General features: G+C 61.5%; 21 protein-coding genes and 1 pseudogene. 4 read left to right on the plus strand and 18 right to left on the minus strand.

All coding sequences use genetic code 11. The features are described 5' to 3' along the window. Positions 1–76: 76 nt before the first annotated feature. From HCU66_RS14155 to exbB, 6 genes are all read right to left on the minus strand, one after another. On the minus strand, positions 77–1,477 hold the full coding sequence (locus tag HCU66_RS14155) for an aminoacyl-tRNA deacylase and HDOD domain-containing protein (protein ID WP_205889077.1): 1,401 nt from the start codon (positions 1,475–1,477) through the stop codon (positions 77–79). A 78-nt stretch (positions 1,478–1,555) separates the two neighbouring features. Further along, complete coding sequence (recG, locus tag HCU66_RS14160) at positions 1,556–3,631, minus strand: ATP-dependent DNA helicase RecG (protein WP_205889078.1); 2,076 nt, start codon at positions 3,629–3,631, stop codon at positions 1,556–1,558. 9 nt (positions 3,632–3,640) lie between these two features. Continuing rightward, entirely contained in the window at positions 3,641–4,570 is a 930-nt protein-coding gene (locus HCU66_RS14165; RefSeq protein ID WP_205889079.1) for a hydrogen peroxide-inducible genes activator, read from the minus strand. Between the two features lie 188 nt (positions 4,571–4,758). After that, positions 4,759–5,505 carry a TonB family protein gene (locus HCU66_RS14170; protein WP_205889080.1) on the minus strand — a complete coding sequence of 249 codons (747 nt, stop codon included), beginning with the start codon at positions 5,503–5,505 and terminating at the stop codon, positions 4,759–4,761. Further along, positions 5,502–5,930, minus strand: a complete 429-nt coding sequence (gene exbD / locus HCU66_RS14175; protein ID WP_007894651.1) for a TonB system transport protein ExbD — start codon at positions 5,928–5,930, stop codon at positions 5,502–5,504. Before exbD ends, HCU66_RS14170 begins: the two co-directional genes overlap by 4 nt. A gap of 6 nt (positions 5,931–5,936) precedes the next feature. After that, the gene (gene exbB / locus HCU66_RS14180) at positions 5,937–6,878 is read right to left on the minus strand and encodes a tonB-system energizer ExbB (RefSeq protein WP_205889081.1); all 942 of its coding nucleotides are present in this window, start codon (positions 6,876–6,878) and stop codon (positions 5,937–5,939) included. Positions 6,879–7,066: 188 nt separating this feature from the next. Here exbB and HCU66_RS14185 point away from each other — a divergent pair, with 188 nt between their 5' ends. Continuing rightward, a complete protein-coding gene (locus HCU66_RS14185) occupies positions 7,067–7,924 on the plus strand; it encodes an SDR family oxidoreductase (RefSeq protein WP_205889082.1) in 858 nt (285 codons plus the stop codon). A gap of 129 nt (positions 7,925–8,053) precedes the next feature. On the opposite strand, the gene HCU66_RS14190 is transcribed toward HCU66_RS14185, so the two are convergent. The 6 genes from HCU66_RS14190 to HCU66_RS14215 form a co-directional block, all read right to left on the minus strand. After that, a complete protein-coding gene (locus tag HCU66_RS14190) occupies positions 8,054–8,794 on the minus strand; it encodes a hypothetical protein (protein WP_205889083.1) in 741 nt (246 codons plus the stop codon). A gap of 69 nt (positions 8,795–8,863) precedes the next feature. Beyond that, entirely contained in the window at positions 8,864–9,244 is a 381-nt protein-coding gene (locus HCU66_RS14195; protein WP_205889084.1) for a RidA family protein, read from the minus strand. A gap of 24 nt (positions 9,245–9,268) precedes the next feature. Further along, positions 9,269–11,374, minus strand: a complete 2,106-nt coding sequence (spoT, locus tag HCU66_RS14200; protein ID WP_007934594.1) for a bifunctional GTP diphosphokinase/guanosine-3',5'-bis pyrophosphate 3'-pyrophosphohydrolase — start codon at positions 11,372–11,374, stop codon at positions 9,269–9,271. A gap of 57 nt (positions 11,375–11,431) precedes the next feature. After that, entirely contained in the window at positions 11,432–11,695 is a 264-nt protein-coding gene (gene rpoZ / locus HCU66_RS14205; protein WP_003177259.1) for a DNA-directed RNA polymerase subunit omega, read from the minus strand. Positions 11,696–11,862: 167 nt separating this feature from the next. Next, positions 11,863–12,483 (minus strand): guanylate kinase, encoded by a 621-nt coding sequence (gene gmk, locus HCU66_RS14210; protein ID WP_150712905.1) that lies wholly within the window; start codon positions 12,481–12,483, stop codon positions 11,863–11,865. A 12-nt stretch (positions 12,484–12,495) separates the two neighbouring features. After that, complete coding sequence (locus HCU66_RS14215) at positions 12,496–13,359, minus strand: YicC/YloC family endoribonuclease (RefSeq protein WP_205889085.1); 864 nt, start codon at positions 13,357–13,359, stop codon at positions 12,496–12,498. A gap of 268 nt (positions 13,360–13,627) precedes the next feature. On the opposite strand from HCU66_RS14215, the gene rph reads away from it, so the two are divergent. Together rph and HCU66_RS14225 are read left to right on the plus strand one after the other, a co-directional pair. After that, positions 13,628–14,350: a ribonuclease PH gene (rph, locus tag HCU66_RS14220; RefSeq protein ID WP_007934600.1), complete on the plus strand. Its 723-nt coding sequence runs from the start codon at positions 13,628–13,630 to the stop codon at positions 14,348–14,350. A 29-nt stretch (positions 14,351–14,379) separates the two neighbouring features. Next, positions 14,380–14,748, plus strand: a complete 369-nt coding sequence (locus tag HCU66_RS14225) for a DUF4870 domain-containing protein (protein WP_205889086.1) — start codon at positions 14,380–14,382, stop codon at positions 14,746–14,748. Between the two features lie 77 nt (positions 14,749–14,825). Here HCU66_RS14225 and HCU66_RS14230 read toward each other — a convergent pair whose 3' ends face one another. Further along, positions 14,826–15,605 (minus strand): exodeoxyribonuclease III, encoded by a 780-nt coding sequence (locus tag HCU66_RS14230; RefSeq protein ID WP_008030595.1) that lies wholly within the window; start codon positions 15,603–15,605, stop codon positions 14,826–14,828. A gap of 82 nt (positions 15,606–15,687) precedes the next feature. Here HCU66_RS14230 and pyrE point away from each other — a divergent pair, with 82 nt between their 5' ends. After that, positions 15,688–16,332, plus strand: a complete 645-nt coding sequence (gene pyrE / locus HCU66_RS14235) for an orotate phosphoribosyltransferase (protein ID WP_205889087.1) — start codon at positions 15,688–15,690, stop codon at positions 16,330–16,332. Between the two features lie 94 nt (positions 16,333–16,426). Here pyrE and HCU66_RS14240 read toward each other — a convergent pair whose 3' ends face one another. The 5 genes and pseudogenes from HCU66_RS14240 to coaBC all read right to left on the minus strand — a co-directional run bounded on the left by HCU66_RS14240 (position 16,427) and on the right by coaBC (position 21,134). Then, positions 16,427–16,687 carry a hypothetical protein gene (locus HCU66_RS14240; protein ID WP_205889088.1) on the minus strand — a complete coding sequence of 87 codons (261 nt, stop codon included), beginning with the start codon at positions 16,685–16,687 and terminating at the stop codon, positions 16,427–16,429. Between the two features lie 195 nt (positions 16,688–16,882). Next, entirely contained in the window at positions 16,883–17,788 is a 906-nt protein-coding gene (gene argB / locus HCU66_RS14245; protein ID WP_018927486.1) for an acetylglutamate kinase, read from the minus strand. 17 nt (positions 17,789–17,805) lie between these two features. Then, positions 17,806–19,209, minus strand: a pseudogene (locus HCU66_RS14250) (phosphomannomutase/phosphoglucomutase); the annotation flags it as partial. 255 nt (positions 19,210–19,464) lie between these two features. Beyond that, positions 19,465–19,920 carry a dUTP diphosphatase gene (gene dut / locus HCU66_RS14255; protein WP_105342285.1) on the minus strand — a complete coding sequence of 152 codons (456 nt, stop codon included), beginning with the start codon at positions 19,918–19,920 and terminating at the stop codon, positions 19,465–19,467. A 5-nt stretch (positions 19,921–19,925) separates the two neighbouring features. After that, positions 19,926–21,134, minus strand: a complete 1,209-nt coding sequence (gene coaBC / locus HCU66_RS14260; RefSeq protein ID WP_205889159.1) for a bifunctional phosphopantothenoylcysteine decarboxylase/phosphopantothenate--cysteine ligase CoaBC — start codon at positions 21,132–21,134, stop codon at positions 19,926–19,928. Positions 21,135–21,235 lie beyond the last annotated feature (101 nt).

Raw genomic sequence — 21,235 nt, forward strand, 5'->3', positions numbered from 1 at the left:
CGTCTTCGCGGGCAAGCCCGCTCCTACAGGGGATTTCGCTTAACTGACTGGCATTAAGGCTTGCCCGCGAAGCTTTTCAGGCCTGGCTGAACTGCGAGGCGAGTTCGCGCAGCAGCACTTCAGCCTCAAGCACTTTGCTGACGACGTCGTTGGCTTTGTCGCGAGTCAGGCCCACGCGCTCCAGCAGGGCGTCGGGGATGTCTTCGTCGGGGCCGGAGCCGATGCCGCGACTACGCAGCAATCGCACGGCCAAGCACACAAGGTTCGGGTATTCGGCGTAGTCGCCGTCGTAGCTTGGGTCGTGCTGGAAGCGCAGGGCGGTGGCCAGTTCGTCGGGCATGTCCCAGTAGCGCATCAGCCACGCGCCGATCTGTTCGCGGCTGATGCCCAGCAGGTGTTGTTCCACGTAGCTGTGGCACAGGTGCGGGTTGACCTCCAGGTGACGGCAGATCAGCGAGAAGTGCGGCGGGAAGACGTGGGCCAGCAGCAGGTAGCCGAAGTTGTGCAGCAGGCCGGCGAGGTAGGTCAGGCCGGTTTCCGGGCGCTGGGCGCGGGGCATGGCGCGGGTCAGGCCTTCGATGACGGCGGCGGTGTAGATCGATTGCTGCCAGTACGGCGTGGTGTGTTGCGGGTGGTCTTTGGGCAGGCTCAGGGTTTTGCCCAGGGCCAGGCCCAGCGCCAGGTTGATCACCAGGTCGAAGCCCAGCACGCGGACGATGGCGTCTTCCACTGAACGAATCTTGCCCGGCGAGGCGTAGTACGGCGACGCCGCCCAGCTGACGACTTGTGCGGCCAGGGCCGGGTCGGTTTCGACGACGCCGGTGATGTCGTCGATGGTGGCGTTGGGGTCGACCCGCAGTTTGATGATTTTCTGCGCGGTTTCGGCCAGCGGTGGTATCTCGATGGTCTCTTCCAGGCGTTGCTGGATGCGCCGCGCGGTGAACGCTTGCACGGCCTGGGTGATTTCCTCGCGGTCATCGTCGGGGCGGTCGAGGTTCGGGCGGATGCTGTGCACGGCTTCGCCGAAGTTGCCGGCGCTGGCCTTGGTGAGCATGGTCTTGAAATCGTCGCTGGAGATCTCCAGCAGCACGCCCGGCTCGCCCGAGTTGATCAGCAACGTCGGTTCGCGCAGCAGGCTTTCTTCATACAGGCACGGCGAGCTGGTGAGCGCCGGCAGGCCGGGCAGCAGGCTCAGGCTGTGCTTGCCGAGCATTTTTACCAGGCGCTCGGTGGATACAGCCGTCAACCGGCGGCCGGTGAGTTCGGCGAGGCGGTTGAGGTCCAGCAATTGGCTCTGGGGGAACAGCACCATGAGCGCGCCGACGGAATCGTCCAGCAAAACCGCCTGCACTTTACGCGCGGCGTTCAGGCCGTGATGGTCGAGGACTTCTTCGTAGGCGATGCCCAACTTGCCGAGCAGCAGCCGAATGACAGACGGAGCGTGCGGGGTTTCAGGGGCGAGGGCAGCTTCTGTCATGGTCTGTATCCGTTTTCAAACAATTGCAGGAGTATAACCAGCTTGTTTACGGCCAGGGTCCAGAAACTGCGACAGTGCTCACACTTGGCCGTATTGCTGCCCATGGCGTAGCCAGCGGTCGAGCAGCGGGCTGACGTGACCCGGCCAGCGTTCGAGCAAGGCCTGGGCGGCGTCGCGCACGGCAGGCAGCAGGTCGGCGTCGCGCATCAGGTCCGCAACTTTGAATTGCAGCAGGCCGGTCTGGCGTGTGCCGAGCATTTCGCCGGGGCCGCGCAGCTCGAGGTCTTTTTCGGCGATGACAAAACCGTCGTTGGTTTCGCGCATGATGCCCAGGCGCTGACGGCCGATCTGCGACAGCGGCGGATGGTAAAGCAGCACGCAATGGCTGACGGCACTGCCCCGGCCGACGCGGCCACGCAATTGGTGCAGTTGTGCGAGGCCGAGACGCTCGGGGTTTTCGATGATCATCAGGCTGGCGTTGGGCACGTCCACGCCAACTTCGATCACGGTGGTGGCGACCAGCAGTTGCAGGTTGCCAGCCTTGAACTCGGCCATCACCGCGGCCTTTTCGGCGGGCTTCATGCGGCCGTGAATCAAGCCGACCTTCAATTCGCCGAGGGCGGCGGTGAGGTCTTCGTGGGTGGTTTCGGCGGCCTGGCAGGTCAGCTCTTCGGATTCTTCGATCAGCGTGCACACCCAATAGGCCTGACGCCCTTCGGCGCAGGCGCCGCGCACCCGCTCGATTACTTCGACGCGCCGGGTGTCGGTGACCAGCACCGTGTTCACCGGGGTACGGCCGGGCGGCAGTTCGTCGAGGATCGAGGTGTCGAGGTCGGCGTAGGCGCTCATGGCCAGCGTCCGGGGAATCGGCGTGGCGGTCATGATCAGTTGGTGCGGACACATCCGTCCGCCGACGCCTTTCTGTCGCAATGCCAGGCGCTGCTGCACGCCGAAACGGTGCTGTTCGTCGATGATCGCCAGCGCCAGGTTCTTGAACTGCACTTCGTCCTGGAACAGTGCATGGGTGCCGACCACCATCGGCGCGCCGCCCGCGATCTGTTCCAGCGCCGCCACGCGGTTCTTGCCCTTGAGCTTGCCGGCCAGCCACGCAACTTCGATGCCCAGCGGTTCGAGCCAGCGCTTGAAGGTGATGAAGTGCTGCTCGGCGAGGATTTCGGTGGGCGCCATCAGTGCGACCTGATAACCCGCTTCCAGTGCCTGAAGCGCGGCGAGGGCGGCGACCACGGTTTTACCGGCGCCCACATCGCCCTGAATCAGTCGCAGCATGGGTTCGTGCTGGCTGAGGTCGTAAGCGATTTCGTTGCCGACCCGTTGCTGGGCACCGGTCGGGGTGAAGCCGAGGTTGGCCAGGTACTGTTCTGGCAGCTTGGTGGCTTTGGGCATGGCCGGCGCGCGCAAGGCACGCATGCTTTCGCGCAGGCGTTGCTGAGACAGTTGATGGGTCAGCAGTTCTTCAAAGGCCAAGCGGTGCTGGGCCCAGTGATGACCGAGGGCGAGTTCATCGACGTCGGCATCGGCGGGCGGGTGATGCAGGTAGCGGATCGCATCGGCCAGCGGCGCCAGTTGATAGTCCCGGGCCAGTTCGGTTGGCAGCCAGTCGGGCAGGCTGCTGGGGCCGAGCAGGGTCAGGGTTTGCATGCACAGTTGGCGCAAGCGCTGCTGGGTCAAGCCTTCGGTGAGCGGGTAGACCGGGGTCAGGGTTTCATCCACCGGCGGCGGCTCGTCGCCGGTGATGGCGCGGTATTCCGGGTGGTAGATCTCCAGCCCCGACGCACCGGGCCGCGCTTCGCCGTAGCAGCGAATCCGCGTGCCGCGTTTAAGGCCTTCTTTCTGAGCGTTACTGAAATGGTAGAAGCGCAGGCTGAGCCCCCCGGTGCCGTCCTGCAGGCGGACAACCAGGCTGCGACGCCGGCCCATGACCACGTCGGCGCCGCTGACGGTGCCTTCGATCACCGCGTCTTGCCCGGGTCGCAAATGGCCGATCGGGACCACGCGGGTGCGATCCTGATAACGCAACGGCAGGTGGAACAGCACGTCCTGGAGGTTTTCCAGGCCGACCTTGGCCAGTTTCTCGGCCATGGCTTCGCCGACACCCTTGAGTGCCGTCACCGACACTTGCGACAACTCGGTCATGGCAGCGACTTAACCGGCCACCACCGGCGCTGGCGGCTTGGCCACCGAGCACAGGCGAATGGAGTCGGCCAGGATTTCAATCGCCTTCGGCCGCGGGAAGCTTGCGCGCCAGGCGATGGCCACGGTGCGGAACGGCACTGGCGCGCTCAGTGGGCGCACTTCGATCACGCCGGGAGCGTAGTGATGGCTGTCCACCGCCGAGAGCGGCAGGATCGAAATCCCGAGGCCGGAGGCGACCATGTGGCGGATGGTTTCCAGCGAGCTGGATTCCACCGTGGTGTGCTTGGCGCCGTCGTTGCCTTTGGCCAGGGTCGGGCAGGCTTCCAGCACTTGATCGCGGAAGCAGTGGCCTTCGCCGAGCAGCAGCAGGCTCTTGTCGTTGAGCAGGGCGGCGTCGATGGATTCTTTTTGGGTCCACGCATGTTGGGCCGGCATCAGGACGTAGAACGGCTCGTCGTAGAGCTGCAGGGTCAGCACATCGGCTTCGTTGAACGGCAGGGCGATGATGATCGCGTCGAGCTCGCCGTTGCGCAGTTTGTCGCGCAGTACGTGGGTGAAGTTTTCTTCGATGTACAACGGCATCTGCGGGGCGACCCGGTGCAGTTGCGGAATCAGGTGCGGAAACAGGTATGGGCCGACGGTGTAGATCGCGCCGACTTTCAGCGGGGCGGTCAGCTGGTTCTTGCCGGCCTGGGCCAGTTCGCGGATGCCTTGGGCCTGCTCCAGGACTTTCTGCGCCTGGGCGACAATGCCTTCGCCGACCGGGGTCAGGCGCACGGCGCTCTTGCTGCGCTCGAAAATCAGCACACCGAGTTCGTCTTCAAGCTTTTTCACGCCCACCGACAGGGTCGGCTGGCTGACGTGGCAACGCTCGGCCGCGTGGCCGAAGTGCTGCTCTTGGGCGAGGGTAACGATGTAGCGTAATTCTGTGAGAGTCATAGCAAGCGTCCATGAAGTTGCGGGCCAAGCATACCGGCTGCAATCGATAGACGCACGTTATCAGACTGAGTGTGTGTAGGAGCGAGCTTGCTCGCGAAAAACCTGAGGCCGATCGGGGCGTCAGGCTTCAAGCGTTATCGTTCGCCTTCTTCGCGAGCGAGCTCGCTCCTACAGTGGTTCAGCGGTGCTTAACGGCGACGTTCCAGCGAGTAAACAAACGGTGCAACGATTTCGATGGAGCCGTTGTTCAGCATGTCGGCCGGAGGCTTGGGCAGCGGCTGGGCGCGGCGGATCATTTCCAGGGTGGCCCGGTCCAGATCGGCGTTGCCGGAGCGGCCCACCAGTTCGAACGACAACACGTTACCTTCGGCATCCACGACAAAGCGCAGGCGGTTCAAACCTTCCTTGCCCCGCGCCTGTGCGCTGGCCGGGTACTTTTTGTACTTGGCCAAGTGCGCGAGCAGGGTACCTTGCCAACTGGCCTTGGCGGCTTGCTGCGCGGGCGATGGGCCGGGTGCCGGTTGAGCGGACTTCTCCGTCGGTGCCTGGGTCGGTTGCGCGTCGCTCGGTTTTGCCTCGGAAGGCTTTTCCTTCGGCGGCTCCGGCTTTTTCTCCACAGGCTTGGGCGGTTGCGGCTTCGGTTTGGGTTTGACCGGCTTGGGCACGGCAATCTCGGCCTTCGGCGCTTCAGCGAGTTTCGGAATCGGCAGTTCTTCCACCGGCGCCGGTGGCTGTGGCGGCGTGATCACCTTCGGCGGTGCGGGCGGTGGCGGGGCCGGAACCGGCGCCAGTTCGACCATCATCGCTGGCGGTGGCAGCTCGATCGGTGGGCGCGAGGTCCAGTTCAGCGCCAGCGCAATGGCCAGCGCGTGCACGCCCAGCACCACGGCCAGGCTACCGCTGTAACGCGTCAGCTTTTGGCGCGTGTTGATCATTTTTTGGCTGCCGTCTCGAGTCCGACCAGGCCGACCTTCAGGTAACCGGCGGCACGCAGGGCGTCCATCACGCTCATCAGGTCGCCGTAGTCCACGCCTTTGTCGGCCTGGAAGAAGATCGTCGTGTCTTTCTTGCCCTGGGTCTTGGCGTCGAGCGTGGCGCCGAGGGTTTCGGCCTTCACTTCGTCTTCGCCGAGGAACAGGCGCTGGTCAGCTTTCACGCTGAGGAATACCGGTTTCTCTGGCCGCGGCGCCGGTTTGGCGGTGGAGGCGGGCAGGTCGACCTTGATGTCCACGGTGGCCAAGGGCGCGGCCACCATGAAGATGATCAACAGCACCAGCATCACGTCGATGAACGGCGTGACGTTGATTTCGTGGTTCTCGGCCAGATCGTCGTCTGCGCCTTCTTTCAAATGCAGGCCCATGGCCGATTACCCCACTTTCACCATGTGCGGTTGCGAGCTGCGCTCGGTCGGCAGGTGGTCGAGATCACGGCTGACCAGCAGCAGGACTTCTGCCGAGGCGTCGGACACTTGCGCCTTGTAGCCGGCGATGGAGCGGGCGAAGACGTTGTAGATGACCACCGCAGGAATCGCGGCAACCAGACCCAGCGCGGTCGCCAACAGGGCTTCGGCGATGCCGGGGGCCACGACGGCGAGGTTGGTGGTCTGGGTTTTGGCGATGCCGATGAAGCTGTTCATGATGCCCCACACGGTGCCGAACAGGCCGACGAACGGCGCGGTGGAACCGATGGTGGCGAGGACGCCGGTGCCGCTGCTCATGTTGCGACCGCAGGCGGCGACCAGGCGCTCCAGGCGGAAGCTCACACGCTCCTTGATGCCTTCTTTTTCGCGACTGTTGGCCGACAGGCGCATTTCTTCCAGCGCGTCGTGGACCAGCAGGTTGGCGAGGGTGCCTTCCTTGGCTGCCGTCACGCTGGCTTCTTTAAGGGTGGCGGCTTTTTTCAGGTGAGCGATTTCAGTGCGCAGACGACGCTTGGCGCCCATCAGCTCGAAGCCCTTGGCGATCCAGATGGTCCAGGTGATGATCGAGGCGATGGCCAGGCCGATCATCACGAGTTTCACGATGATGTCGGCATTCTGGTACATGCCCCACGGCGACAGGTCATGGGCCATGCCCAGGGAGTTGTCGGCTTCGAGAACTTGCGGCACGTCAGCGGCGTCTACGGCTTGGACCGGATCCGTCGCGGCAGGCGCTGCCGGTGTTTGAACTGCAGCAGGCTGTGTGGCCGGTGCTTGTGCATCGGCGAATGCGGCGGTCGGCGCCAGCATCAGGCTGAGCAACAGGGCGGCCACCGCGCTCCAGGCGCGAGGTCGTTTGGTTGGCGAAGCGGAGAGTTGATTGCGTGTCATGCTGGCCGGACCTGAGAGGAAAAGACGGTAAATGTTCTTCCAGGCCTCGTGAGGCCGAGAACAAAGTGACGGGCATTATTGCAAGTAATTCTTGTTAACAGAAGTAATAGAGTATCTTTTTTTCCTTGATTACTAGCTGCTCGGCCCTTGCCGGCGCTAGTCTGTGACTTTCCGATGGGAGTTTTCTGATGTCCGCGCCTTCTGTTTTGATCGCCGGCTGCGGTGATGTCGGCAGTCGTCTGGCCACGCAATTGCTGGCTGGGGGCTGGCAGGTTTATGGTCTGCGTCGCAATCTTTCGCGCTTGCCGGCCGGTGTGATGGGTGTGGCTGGCGACTTGTTCGGCACGCAATGCCCGGCCGACTGGCCGACCGCCCCGCTGGATTATCTGGTGTACAGCGCCGCTGCCACTGATCACGATGAAGCGGGGTACCGCGCGGCTTATGTCGAGGGTTTGCAGCATGTGCTGGGGTGGTTGAAACAGCATGGCCAGCAGCCCAAGCGCATTCTGTTTGTGTCCAGCAGCAGTGTTTACGGTCAGCAGGATGGCGAGTGGATCGATGAAACCTCGCCGACGGTGGCGGGCGGTTACTCAGGTCGTTTGATGCTGGAAGCCGAGCAAGTGGCGCGCGATAGCGGCATCCCGGCCAGTATCGTGCGATTGACAGGCATTTATGGTCCGGGTCGAGAGTGGCTGCTGACTCAGGTTCGTCGCGGTTATCGCGTGGCGATTGATCCGCCGTTGTACGCCAACCGCATTCACGTCGATGACGCGGCGGGGTTGCTGGCGTTTCTGCTTGAGGCGGATCGACGCGGTGTGACGCTGGATGATGACTATATCGGCGTTGACGATGCGCCCGCGCCAATGGCAGAGGTGGTGGGCTGGTTGCGTGAGTATCTGGGCGTGACCGAATGGGCCGAAGACGCCAGTGTGCGTCGTGCCGGCAGCAAGCGCTGCAGCAATGCCCGGGCGAAGGCGTTGGGCTGGACACCAAAATATCCGAGCTTCCGCGAAGGGTATGCCGCGATTCTCGAAGGCCGCTGCTAACTTTCAGTCACCCTCAATATTGTAGGAGCGAGGCTTGCCCGCGAAGACGTCGTAACATCCAACATCTATGTCGGCTGTTACACCGTCTTCGCGGGCAAGCCTCGCTCCTACATAAGCCCTAGGGCCGGGTTACTGCTTCTCGAGCAACCACTTGCGATCACCCGGCGTGAATGAAGGCATCTCGTCCGCCAACGCGGTGTTCACGGTCTGGAAAATCTCCAGCTCTTTGCCCTTGCGCGCAAAGATCCAGGTATTGCCCTGGCCATTCACCTGCAGCCAGATGTTGTCGTTGCCGCCGCTCATCGACGCGCAATCGCCCGCCAGGCACAGGGCATAGCGATCCGCGCCGGGCAGGCCCGCCACCTGGCCATCGGCCTGGAATTGCACGGTGTTGCCTTCGCCGGGGCCGCTGAGGATTTTCCAGCTGCCGCCCATATAGGCCGAATACAGTGCCCGTTCGAAACTCGCGCCAATCGGCGCGCCGTCCGGAACCTGGACCGATGCACGGTCGAAGACTTGCTCCGGCTCGTTGTCGTTGGCGGCCTGGCTCAGTTGCTTGCCGTCACGCTTCAGCTCGCTGGCGGAGCTGCCATAAAAGTCGACTTTCCAGGCGCCGGACTCTTCGCCCAGCAGTTTGCCTTCGACGTTTTCAAAACCGTTGGTGTAGCGGGCCTGACCGGCTTTGGTATTGACGTCCCATTCCAGGTTCGGGCCATAAGCCTGGAGCGCTTCGCGCAGGGGGCCGCCTTTGGACGCCGCATCGATCGCCGCCTGGTTGATCCAGGTGCCGCTGATGTCGCGGTCGGCAGGGTTGCTGGCACATCCGCCCAAGAGCAGGGCGACCAGCGAGAGAACTAGCGCTTGGCGCATGGTGGAATCCTTTCAGAACCCTTTTTACAAGATCAGTCGGCGCAGCCTCGCAAGGCTGCGCCGGACACATTACTCGATGACCAGAATGGCATCCATTTCAACCTGTGCAGCCTTTGGCAGGGCGGCTACGCCAATGGCGGCGCGGGCTGGGTAAGGCTGGTCGAAGTACTTGCCCATGATCTCGTTGACCTTGGCGAAGTGGCTCAGGTCAGTGAGGAAGATGTTCAGTTTGACGATGTCCTTGAGCGAACCGCCGGCTGCTTCAGCTACGGCTTTGAGGTTCTCGAACACCTGGACGGTCTGGGCTTCGAAGCCTTCAACCAGTTCCATGGTTTTTGGGTCCAGAGGAATCTGACCCGACATGTAAACGGTGTTGCCAGCCTTGATCGCCTGGGAGTAAGTACCGATGGCGGCCGGGGCCTTGTCGCTGTTGATAACGGTCTTGGTCATGTATGACTCCTTGTGAAGGGTGGGCTACGCGCGCATGCGGGTAATGCGGATCACCCCGGTCAGGGCGCGCAGTTTCTTGATCACGCGGGCCAGGTGCACGCGGTCGTGCACGCTGACCACCAGTTGGACCACGCTGATACGACCGTCGCGTTCGTCCATGCTGATTTTTTCGATATTGCCGTCGGCCGCGTTGACGCTGCTGGCCAGCAAGGCGATCAGGCCGCGCTGGTGTTCCAGTTCGACGCGCAGCTCGACATTGAATTCGCCGGTGACATCCTTGGCCCACGAGAGCTGGATGCATTTTTCCGGGTTGTGGCGGATTTCGCTGATGTTGCGGCAGTTGTCCAGGTGCACCACCATCCCTTTACCCGCGGACAGGTGGCCGACAATCGGGTCGCCCGGGATCGGTGTGCAGCATTTGGCGTAACTGAGTACCAGACCTTCGGTGCCGCGAATCGCCAGCGGGCCTTCCGGGCTCGGTAGCTGTTCGCCTTCGCCGAGCAGGCGACGGGCGACAACGTAAGCCATGCGATTGCCCAGGCCGATGTCTTCGAGCAGGTCTTCGATCAGTTCGAGGCGGTATTCGTGGAGCATCAGTTGCACGCGCTCGGCCGGGACTTTTTCCAGGGAGCTGTCGAAACCGTTGAGCACCTTGTTCAGCAGGCGTTCGCCGAGGCTGATGGATTCGGAGCGGCGTTGCAGTTTCAGCGCATGGCGGATGTGGGTCCGCGCCTTGCCGGTGACCACGAAGTTGAGCCATGCCGGGTTCGGCCGCGCGCCGGGGGCGCTGACGATCTCGACCGTGGAGCCGCTTTGCAGCGGTTCGGACAGCGGCGCGAGACGACGATTGATCCGGCAGGCAATGCAGCTGTTGCCCACGTCGGTGTGCACCGCGTAAGCGAAGTCGACCGCCGTGGAGCCTTTGGGCAGCTCCATGATCCGGCCCTTGGGCGTGAACACGTAGACCTCGTCCGGGAACAGGTCGATCTTCACGCTCTCGATGAATTCCAGGGAGTTGCCGGCCCGTTGCTGCATCTCCAGCACGCCTTTGACCCACTGGCGGGCGCGGGCATGAGTGCCTTTGGGCTGTTCGTCGCCGCTGGATTTGTACAGCCAATGGGCGGCGATGCCGTTGTTGGCCATCTCTTCCATTTCACGGGTACGGATCTGGATCTCGATCGGTACGCCGTGCATGCCGAACAGCGTGGTATGCAACGACTGATAGCCGTTGGCCTTGGGGATCGCGATGTAATCCTTGAAGCGCCCCGGCAACGGTTTGTACAAATTGTGTACGGCACCCAGCACGCGGTAGCAGGTATCGACCTTGTCGACGATGATCCGGAACGCGTAGACGTCCATGATCTCGTTGAAGGCCCGACGCTTGCCGCGCATTTTCTTGTAGATGCCGTAGAGGTGTTTCTGGCGACCGCTGACCTCGCCCTGGATGCCGTCGATGGCCAGGCAGTGGCTGAGGGACTCTTCGATCTTGTTGACGATTTCCTTGCGGTTGCCCCGGGCGCGTTTGACCGCCTGGTTGATCCGCGCGGAGCGCATCGGGTGCATGGCCTTGAAGCCGAGGTCTTCGAATTCTATGCGGATGGCGTGCATGCCCAGCCGGTTGGCGATGGGCGCATAGATTTCCAGGGTTTCCTTGGCGATCCGCCGGCGTTTTTCGCCGGACAGCACTTCCAGGGTGCGCATGTTGTGCAGGCGGTCGGCCAGCTTGACCAGGATCACGCGAATATCGCGCGCCATGGCCATGGCCATTTTCTGGAAGTTTTCGGCCTGGGCTTCGGCTTTGGTCTCGAAGTTCATCTGGGTCAGTTTGCTGACCCCGTCGACCAGTTCGGCCACGGTTTCGCCGAACTGCGCTTGCAGCGCTTCCTTGGCAATACCGGTGTCTTCGATCACGTCATGCAGCATGGCCGCCATCAGGCTCTGATGGTCCATATGCATGTCGGCAAGAATATTCGCAACCGCGAGTGGGTGCGTGACGTACGCCTCACCGCTGCGACGGCGTTGGCCGTCGTGGGCTTGTTCGGCGTAGAAGTACGCTCGGCGGACCAGGTTGACCTGGTCCTTGCCGAGGTAGGTCGATAAGCGATCGGCGAGGGCGTCTATGCTCGGCATGATGACACCTGCCGTTCGCTATGACCCCGCGCCGTGCTACGTCGACCAGGCATGGCCTTATACTGCCTCGTTGGACTCGTCCTCGAACGCTGCGAACAGCGGTTCGTCTTCGACGATTTCAGCGTTGGCGATGAACTCGTAGCTCATCAGGCCTTCAGCGATTTCACGCAGCGCTACAACTGTAGGCTTGTCGTTTTCCCACTGAACCAGGGGCTCTTTGCCACCGGTGGCCAGTTGACGGGCACGCTTGGTAGAGAGCATGACCAGCTCAAAGCGGTTTTCCACGTGTTCTAGGCAGTCTTCAACGGTTACGCGGGCCATGGTATTCCTCGGAGCGAATGCAATATGCGCGCTGCCCGGTTGGGCGAGCGGACTCAACAGTTTAAAAAATCACCAGCGATTAGGGAAGCGCTGATTTTTTGACCAGGCTTTTCAACGCGCTATAAGCACCAATGTAAAGCCCTTGCAGCCATTTTGGGAAGAGCTCTTTAACCGAGCAATTCAGCCAATAATTTGCCATGACGCTGCTGCTGACGCTTTTGATGCAGCTGATTGGCGCGGAAAATCGCCTGCAAATCGCGCAGCGCGTGGGCGAAATCGTCGTTGATGATCAGGTAGTCGTAGTCGACGTAATGGCTCATCTCGCTGACGGCTTCGCGCATCCGGCCGTCGATGATCTCGTCACTGTCCTGGCCGCGATTGGTCAGGCGCTGGTGCAAGGCCTGCAGGGACGGCGGCAGAATGAAGATCGAACGGGCCTGGGGCATCAACTTGCGCACTTGCTCGGCACCCTGCCAGTCAATTTCCAGAATCAGGTCGTGGCCTTCGTCCAGGGTCTGCTGCAGGTGGCTTTGCGAAGTGCCATAGAGATTGCCGAACACTTCGGCGCGCTCGAGGAAATCTCCATGCTCGATCATCTTCACGAACTCGCTGCGTTCGACGAAGTGATAGTTCACGCCGTTCACTTCACCAGGGCGCATGGCGCGGGTGGTGTGGGAGACCGAGACGCGGATCTCCTGATCAGCGTCGGTCAGGGCTTTGACCAGGCTGCTCTTGCCCGCACCCGAAGGTGCGGAAATGATGTACAGGGTGCCGGTACTGTGGGTCATGTCAGGTTTGCCTTACTCAATATTCTGCACTTGTTCGCGCATCTGCTCGATCAACACCTTGAGGTTGACCGCCGCTTGGGTGCTGCGCGGGTCGAAGGCTTTGGAGCCCAGTGTGTTGGCTTCGCGGTTGAGCTCCTGCATCAGGAAGTCCAGGCGCCGACCGGCAGCGCCGCCGGATTTGAGCACCCGGCGAACTTCGATGATGTGGGTACTCAGGCGATCCAGTTCTTCGGCGACATCGCTCTTTTGCGCGAGCATCACCATTTCCTGTTCCAGGCGCTGCGGGTCGAGGTCGGCCTTCATGTCGGTGAAGCGGTCGAGAACTTTCTGACGCTGAGTGGCGAGCATCTGCGGGACCAGCTCACGCAGGAGCACCACATCTTCCTCAATGGACGTCAAGCGCTCGTTGATCAACCGCGCCAGCTCCGCGCCTTCGCGTTCGCGGCCGGCCTTGAGTTCCTTCAGACCCTGGTTGAACAGCGCCAGGGCTTCGGCGTTCAGCGCTTGCGGGTCGGCGGCATCGGCCACCAGCACGCCGGGCCAGGCCAGGACTTCCAGCGGGTTCAGCGCGGCCGGGTTCTTGATCAGGCCGGCGACCGTTTCGGCGGCGGCGACGAGTTGCGCGGCGCGCTCGCGGTCCACTTGCAGTGGTTTGCCGGTGCTTTCTTCGGTGAAACGCAGGGTGCATTCGAGCTTGCCCCGGGACAGTCCCTGGCGCAGGGCTTCGCGGACCGCGCCTTCCAGGTCGCGGAAAGATTCCGGCAGACGCAGGTGGGGTTCCAGGTAGCGGCTGTTGACCGAGCGCAGCTCCCAGCTCAGGGTGCCCTGGACGCCGGCTTTCTCGACGCGGGCGAAGGCGGTCATGCTGTGCACCATGGAGGTACCTCGCAATGCAGGTCGGCGCGTAACCCATGGTTCGCGGACCCGCTATCTGTGAATTAAAGCCGACAGGCAGCAAAGGCGCAGGATTGTAGCGCAGTGGGGCGGATGCGCCCAAACACACGCTGTGACAAAGAGCTGCAGGCCGTCGGCTATGCTCTATCCAGGGCCTTCAATCGTCGGGAGGATTTTTTAGAAGTGCCCAGTCGCGCCCCACGGCTCTATAATGCTCGGCAGTTTTCCGTCCCCCGTACAGGTAATCCCTATGAAACGTCCAAGTGGTCGCGCTGCCGATCAGCTCCGCTCGATCCGCATTACCCGCAACTACACCAAACACGCCGAGGGATCTGTACTGGTCGAGTTCGGTGATACCAAGGTCATTTGTACCGTCAGCGTCGAGAACGGCGTGCCGCGTTTCCTCAAGGGGCAGGGCCAGGGCTGGCTGACCGCCGAATACGGCATGCTGCCGCGCGCCACTGGCGAGCGTAACCAGCGTGAAGCGAGCCGTGGCAAGCAAGGCGGTCGCACGCTGGAAATCCAGCGTTTGATCGGCCGTTCCCTGCGCGCTGCGCTGGACATGTCCAAGCTGGGCGACGTCACCCTGTACGTCGACTGCGACGTGATCCAGGCTGACGGCGGCACCCGCACCGCGTCCATCACTGGCGCCATGGTTGCACTGGTCGACGCCCTGAAAGTGATCAAGAAGCGCGGTGGCCTCAAGGGTGGCGACCCGCTCAAGCAAATGATCGCCGCCGTTTCGGTGGGCATGTATCAGGGCGAGCCTGTGCTTGACCTCGACTACCTGGAAGACTCGGCTGCCGAGACTGACCTCAATGTGGTAATGACCAGCACCGGCGGCTTCATTGAAGTCCAGGGCACTGCCGAAGGCGCGCCGTTCCAGCCGGAAGAGCTGAACGCGATGCTGGCACTGGCGAAGAAAGGCATGATCGAGATTTTCGAACTGCAGAAGGCTGCACTGGCCGACTGATCGGACCCGCTCCACCCAAGGAGGACACCATGAGTGACGAGCAACTGCCGCTTCCCACACCGAGCCGCGAGGTTCGTCAGTGGGCGATGTTTTGTCACCTGTCCGCCTTGCTGGGGATCTGGCTTCCGTTCGGCACGCTGATCGGGCCGCTGATTATCTGGCAGATAAAGCGCGAGTCTGACCCGTTCATCGATGCGCAAGGCAAGGAAGCGCTGAACTTTCAGATCACCGTCGCCATTGCTTCCGCCATCTGCTTCCTGCTGATGGTGGTAATCATCGGGTTCTTCCTGTTCGGTCTGGTCGCGATTGGTGCACTGGTGTTGACGATCATTGCCGGTGTGAAGGCCAATGAAGGGTTTCCTTACCGGTATCCGTTCACTTGGCGCCTGGTGAAGTAGCCTCGTTCCTACAAAAACCAGGTGCGCACAAAAAAGCCGACAGTGATGTCGGCTTTTTTGCATCTGCGAAAAGACGCTTAGATGGTCAGCGTCCAGTCGTAGTCCACGATCAGCGGTGCGTGCTGCGAGAACCGTGGCTGACGCGGCAGGCGTGCGCTGCGTACGAAGCGCCGCAGGCCCGGGGTCAGGATCTGGTAGTCGAAGCGCCAGCCCAGGTTGAGCATCTCGGCCTGTTCGTTGTCCGGCCACCAGCTGTACTGGTCGCCTTCGCGGCTGACTTCACGCAGGGCATCGACATAACCCATGTTGCCGACAATCTCGTCCATCCAGGCACGCTCAGGTGCCAGGAAGCCCGGGGATTGCTGGCTGTCGCGCCAGTTCTTGATATCCAGCTTCTGTTGCGCCACGTACAGCGAGCCACAATAAATGTACTCGCGACGTTTGCGCCGCTGTTTATCCAGATAACGGGCGAAGTCGTCCATTAGCTTGAACTTCTGGTTCAAGTCTTCATCGCCGTTCTGCCCCGAAGGGAGCAGCAAGGTCGCGATGCTGACCTTGTCGAAATCGGCTTGCAGGTAGCGCCCGTAGCGGTCGGCTGTCTCGAAGCCGAGACCGCTGATGACAGCCTTCGGTTGCAACCGCGAGTACAAAGCCACGCCACCTTGGGCGGGAACTTCGGCTTCGCAGGCATAAAGGAAGTAGCCATCCAGTTGGAAGGCTGGATCGTCCAGTTCAAAGGCGGAGGCGCGGGTGTCCTGCAGGCAGATGACGTCGGCATTCTGTGCTTGCAGCCAACTGAGCAAACCACGCTCGACTGCAGCCTGAATACCATTGACGTTCACACTGATGATCCGCATAAGTGGCCCCAAAAATCGCGTGCGGGTATGATACACGGCGTCTACCTAATTAGCTAAATCCGTGGTATTTGGGGTTTTTTTCATGCAAGCGTATCAACGCGATTTCATTCGTTTTGCCATTGATCGTGGCGTTTTGCGCTTCGGTGAGTTCACCCTGAAGTCCGGGCGCACCAGTCCATACTTCTTCAACGCCGGTCTGTTCAACTCAGGGAAAGCCCTGGCGCAGCTGGGCCGTTTCTACGCGGCAGCCATCGTCGAGAGCGGTATTCCCTTCGACGTACTGTTCGGCCCGGCCTACAAAGGCATCCCGCTGGCGGCGACCACCGCCGTGGCGCTGGCCGAACATCACGACCGTGACCTGCCATGGTGCTTCAACCGCAAGGAAGCCAAGGCCCATGGCGAAGGCGGCAGCCTGGTCGGCGCGCCATTGACCGGCGACGTGCTAATCATCGACGACGTGATCACCGCGGGCACTGCCATCCGTGAAGTGATGCAGATCATCGCTTCCCAGGACGGCGCCAAGGCTGCCGGCGTGCTGATCGCCCTGAACCGTCAGGAGCGTGGCAACGGTAAATTGTCGGCCATCCAGGAGGTGGAGCGTGACTTCGGCATTCCGGTGATCAGCATTGTTTCGCTGAACCAGGTGCTGGAGTTCCTGGCTGACGATCCGCAGCTCAAGCAGCATTTACCTGCCGTAGAAGCCTACCGCGCCCAGTTCGGCGTGTAATCGCACTTCCCCCTGTGGGAGCGTAGACAGCAAAAGACCCCGCCCAGCAAGTTGAGCGGGGTCTTTTGTTTATGCATGGCCCGGTCCCCCAGGATTATTTTTTGCTGGTGCTGCTGAATGTCTCGGCCTTTTTGATCCCGGCGGGTTTATTCGTTTCTTCTGGATACGGATCAGCCGCAGCATCGCCCTGGCCAGTCAAAATTCTCCATCCATGGCGGGTGTGTGCGGTTTTCCGGAATTGTGGACAGGGCGGCATCGATGTTTTGCCCTGATTCGAGTATTGGTGGCCACAATCGACACAGGCGTAGGTGCCCGCTGAAACATCGCTGCCGTAAGGAACGTAGTCTTTTCGCATGGTAAATCTCCTGTAGATACAGAGATGATCCTATGCAGATTGCTTCCTTCATGATGTCGGACGTTTCGCTCGATCAGGTCAGGCATTTCCGGCGCGCATAAAAAAGATCGCAGACTACGTCAGCTCCTACAGATTTTTCGTACATCAGAAATCCGTAGGTGCTGCCGAAGGCTGCGATCTTTTTAAGGTTTTGAATCAGGGACGCTTGCGATTGCTGATCAGTGTACCCACACCGGTGTCGGTGAAGATTTCCAGCAGGATCGCATTCGGCACCCGACCATCAATGATCAACGAGCTGCCCACGCCGCCCTGTACCGCTTCCAGCGCGCAACGGATCTTCGGCAGCATGCCGCCGTAGATGGTGCCGTCGGCGATCAGATCGTCGACTTGCTGGGTGCTCAGGCCGGTCAGGACCTTGCCCGACTTGTCCATCAGGCCGGCGATGTTGGTTAGCAGCATCAGCTTTTCAGCTTTCAGTGCCTCAGCCACTTTACCGGCCACCAGGTCGGCGTTGATGTTGTACGACTCGCCGTTGGCACCGACGCCGATTGGCGCGATCACCGGAATGAAATCGCCTTTGACCAGCAGGTTCAGCAGGTCGGTGTTGATCCCGACCACTTCGCCGACGTGGCCGATGTCGATGATTTCCGGCTGGGTCATCTCCGGGGTCTGGCGAGTGACGGTGAGCTTTTTCGCGCGAATCAGCTCGGCGTCCTTACCGGTCAGGCCGATGGCGCTGCCGCCGTGACGGTTGATTAGGTTGACGATGTCCTTGTTGACTTGGCCGCCGAGCACCATTTCCACCACGTCCATGGTCGCGGCGTCGGTGACGCGCATGCCATCGACAAAATGGCTCTCGATCGACAGACGCTTGAGCAGGTCGCCGATTTGCGGGCCGCCACCGTGAACCACCACCGGATTGATGCCGACGGCTTTCATCAGCACGATGTCGCGAGCGAAGCCGGTTTTCAGCTCCTCGCTTTCCATCGCGTTGCCGCCGTATTTGATCACCAGCGTCTTGCCGACATAGCGGCGAATGTAAGGCAGCGCTTCGGACAGGACCTTGGCGGTGTTGGCGGCGGCTTCGCGTTCGAGGGTCATTCAGGGCTCCGGGTGAATCAGAACGGTAGTTGGAGATCAGGTGCAACGCGCTTGAGCTGGACGTGGAACACATCCTTGATGCGCTGCAATTCAGCCTCGTCATCGGCCTCGAAGCGCAGCACCAGCACCGGTGTGGTGTTGGAGGCGCGAACCAGGCCCCAGCCTTTGGCATAGTCGACTCGCACGCCGTCAATGGTGGTCAGGTCGGCGCCTTCACCCCACTGTGCGTCATGCAGTGCATCAATGATGCTGAATTTGCTCTCTTCGGTCACATGGATATTGATTTCCGGCGTAGAAATATCGTTCGGGAAGGTCGCGAACAACTCTTCCGCGGTGGATTTCTCTTTGCTGAGGATCTCCAGCAGCCGCGCGGCGCTGTAAATGCCGTCGTCGAAACCGAACCAGCGCTCCTTGAAGAAGATATGCCCGCTCATTTCGCCGGCCAACAGGGCGCCGGATTGTTTCATTTTCTTTTTGATCAGCGAGTGACCTGTTTTCCACATCAGCGGACGACCGCCATATTCCTTGATCAGCGGGATCAGGCGGCGGGTGCATTTGACGTCGAAGATGATTTCCGCGTCGGGGTTGCGTGCTACCACATCTTTGGCGAACAGCATCAGCAGGCGGTCCGGGAACACGACGCTGCCGGTGTTGGTGACCACGCCCACGCGGTCGCCATCGCCGTCGAAGGCCAGGCCCAGGTCGGCGTTGGTTTCCTTGACCTTGGCGATCAGGTCTACCAGGTTTTCCAGCTTGCCCGGGTCCGGGTGATGGTTCGGGAAGTTGCCATCGACATCGCAGAACAGCGGGATGACTTCGCAGTTCAGGGCTTCGATCAGTTGCGGGGCAATCACACCGGCCGCGCCGTTGCCGCAATCGACCACGACTTTCAGGCGGCGGGCGAGTTTGATGTCCTGAACGATTTCAGTGTTGTAGCGATCGAGGATCTCGACCTTGGTGATGCTGCCCTTGCCACTGCTCAGGTTGTTGGTCTTGAGGCGGTCGTGAAGGGCCTGGATCTGTTCGTTGGCCAGGGTGTCGCCGGCAATGACGATCTTGAAACCGTTGTAATTCGACGGGTTGTGGCTGCCGGTGAGCATCACCCCGGATTTGCCGGCCAGTACGTTGGCGGCGTAGTACAGCGCAGGGGTTGGCACCAGGCCGACGTCGCTGACGTGGCAACCGCTGTCGGCCAGGCCTTGAATCAGTTGTTCCACCAGTTCCGGGCCGGACAGGCGACCGTCGCGGCCGACGCAGACATTGGGTTCGCCCTGAGCCAGGCTCTGGGAGCCGATGGCGCGACCGAGCCAGTAAGCGGTTTCAGCGTTCAAGAATTCCGGAACGGTGCCGCGAATGTCGTAGGCGCGGAAGATGCTATCGGGGAACTTGGGTGCGACTTGGGCTGGGGTGCTCATTTCTGGAAATGCTCCATCTCTAAAGTGGCTGGACAGGCCTGCGAAAAACTCGTGGGCTGGCTCAAACTGAAGGGTATGACGGCGTTTTCGGCAGAGAGTTCGTGGTGCGAAAAGGCCATGTCACCAGCGTTCGCGAGCGAATGGCTGGTCAATGCCTTGATTTTCGGCGGTAAACCTTTCAGGTGAGGTCTGCGCAATTTTTTCGTCCTTGAATTACAAAAAACAGGTTTCAGGCCGGGCAGAGCCCCGGCCGCTTTGTGATCAGTGGCTGCCGGAATGTCCGAACCCGCCAGTGCCGCGCTGGGTTTCGACGAACTCTTCGACCATTTCGAAGTGCGCTTGAACCACCGGCACCAGCACCAGTTGGGCCAGGCGTTCGCCGACAACGATGTTGAAGTCGGTTTGACCACGGTTCCAGCACGACACCATCAGTGGGCCCTGGTAATCGGAGTCGATCAGGCCAACCAGATTGCCGAGCACGATGCCGTGCTTATGGCCCAGGCCCGAACGCGGCAGAATCAACGCCGCCAGGCCCGGATCGCCGATATACACCGAAAGGCCGGTAGGGATCAGCAGGGTTTCGCCCGGCTTGATGACGGTGTCTTTTTCCAGCATGGCGCGCAGGTCGAGGCCGGCGGAGCCTGGCGTGGCGTACTGCGGCAGCGGAAATTCGCTGCCGATGCGTGGGTCGAGGATCTTGGCTTGCAAAGCGTGCATGTAAATTAAACCTGGTTCAGACGTTCGGCGATAAAAGTGATCAGCTGGCGGGCAATCTTGCCCTTGCTGGTCTGGGCGAAAAGGGTAGCGTGCAGCTCCCGATCGATCACGCTGCAGGCGTTTTCTTCACTGTTGAAGCCAATGCTCGGGTTGGCGACGTCGTTGGCGACGATCAGATCGAGGTTCTTGTCTTTCAACTTGCGGGCAGCGTAGTCAAGCAGGTGTTCGGTTTCGGCGGCAAAGCCGACACTGAACGGGCGGTCAGGGCGGGTGGCGATGGTGGCCAGGATGTCTGGGTTGCGCACCATCTGTAGCAACAAGCCGTCGCCGCTTGTAGGGTCTTTCTTGAGTTTCTGTGGGGCCACGACTTCCGGACGGTAGTCCGCGACCGCAGCCGAGGCGATAAACAAGTCGCAAGGAATCGCGGCTTCGCAGGCGGCGAGCATGTCGCGGGCGCTGACTACATCGATGCGGGTGACGCGATCCGGGGTAGGCAGGTGCACCGGGCCTGTGATCAGGGTCACGCGGGCGCCGGCTTCTACCGCGGCTTCGGCCAGGGCAAAGCCCATTTTCCCGGAGCTGTGGTTGGTGATGTAGCGCACCGGATCGATGTTTTCCTGGGTCGGGCCGGCGGTGATCAGCACGTGCTTGCCGGTCAGCGCTTGGCGCTGGAAGCAGTCTGCCGCGCACTGGGCGAGGTCGGTGGCTTCAAGCATGCGGCCCATGCCGACATCGCCGCAGGCCTGGCTGCCGGAGGCCGGGCCAAAGACTTTGAGGTCTCGGCTTTCGAGGGTTTGCAGGTTCGCCTGGGTCGCCGGGTCGCGCCACATGGCCTGATTCATCGCGGGCGCCACGGCGACCACCGCGTCGGTGGCCAGCACCAGCGTGGTCAGCAGGTCGTCGGCAATGCCTTGGGCCAGACGGGCGATCAGGTCTGCGGTGGCAGGGGCGATCAGTACCAGATCGGCCCATTTGGCCAGTTCGATGTGGCCCATCGCGGCTTCGGCCGCCGGGTCCAGGAGGTCCAGATGGACCGGGTGCCCGGACAGGGCCTGCATGGTCAGCGGGGTAATGAATTCGCTGCCACCACGGGTCATGACCACGCGCACTTCGGCGCCCTGGTCGATCAGTCGGCGAACCAGCTCGGCACTCTTGTAGGCCGCGATGCCGCCGCCGACGCCCAGAACGATGCGTTTCCGATACAGCCGCTGCATAGGTCTGCCTTTCATTTCGTTGATGACTGCAGGGCGATACCCCCTCCCCAGGGGTGAAATCGCCCGCAAAAAAGATGGGCTACGATATCACAGCGACCGCT

The organism is Pseudomonas frederiksbergensis, from assembly GCF_017114915.1.
Classification (GTDB): Bacteria; Pseudomonadota; Gammaproteobacteria; order Pseudomonadales; family Pseudomonadaceae; genus Aquipseudomonas; species Aquipseudomonas frederiksbergensis_I.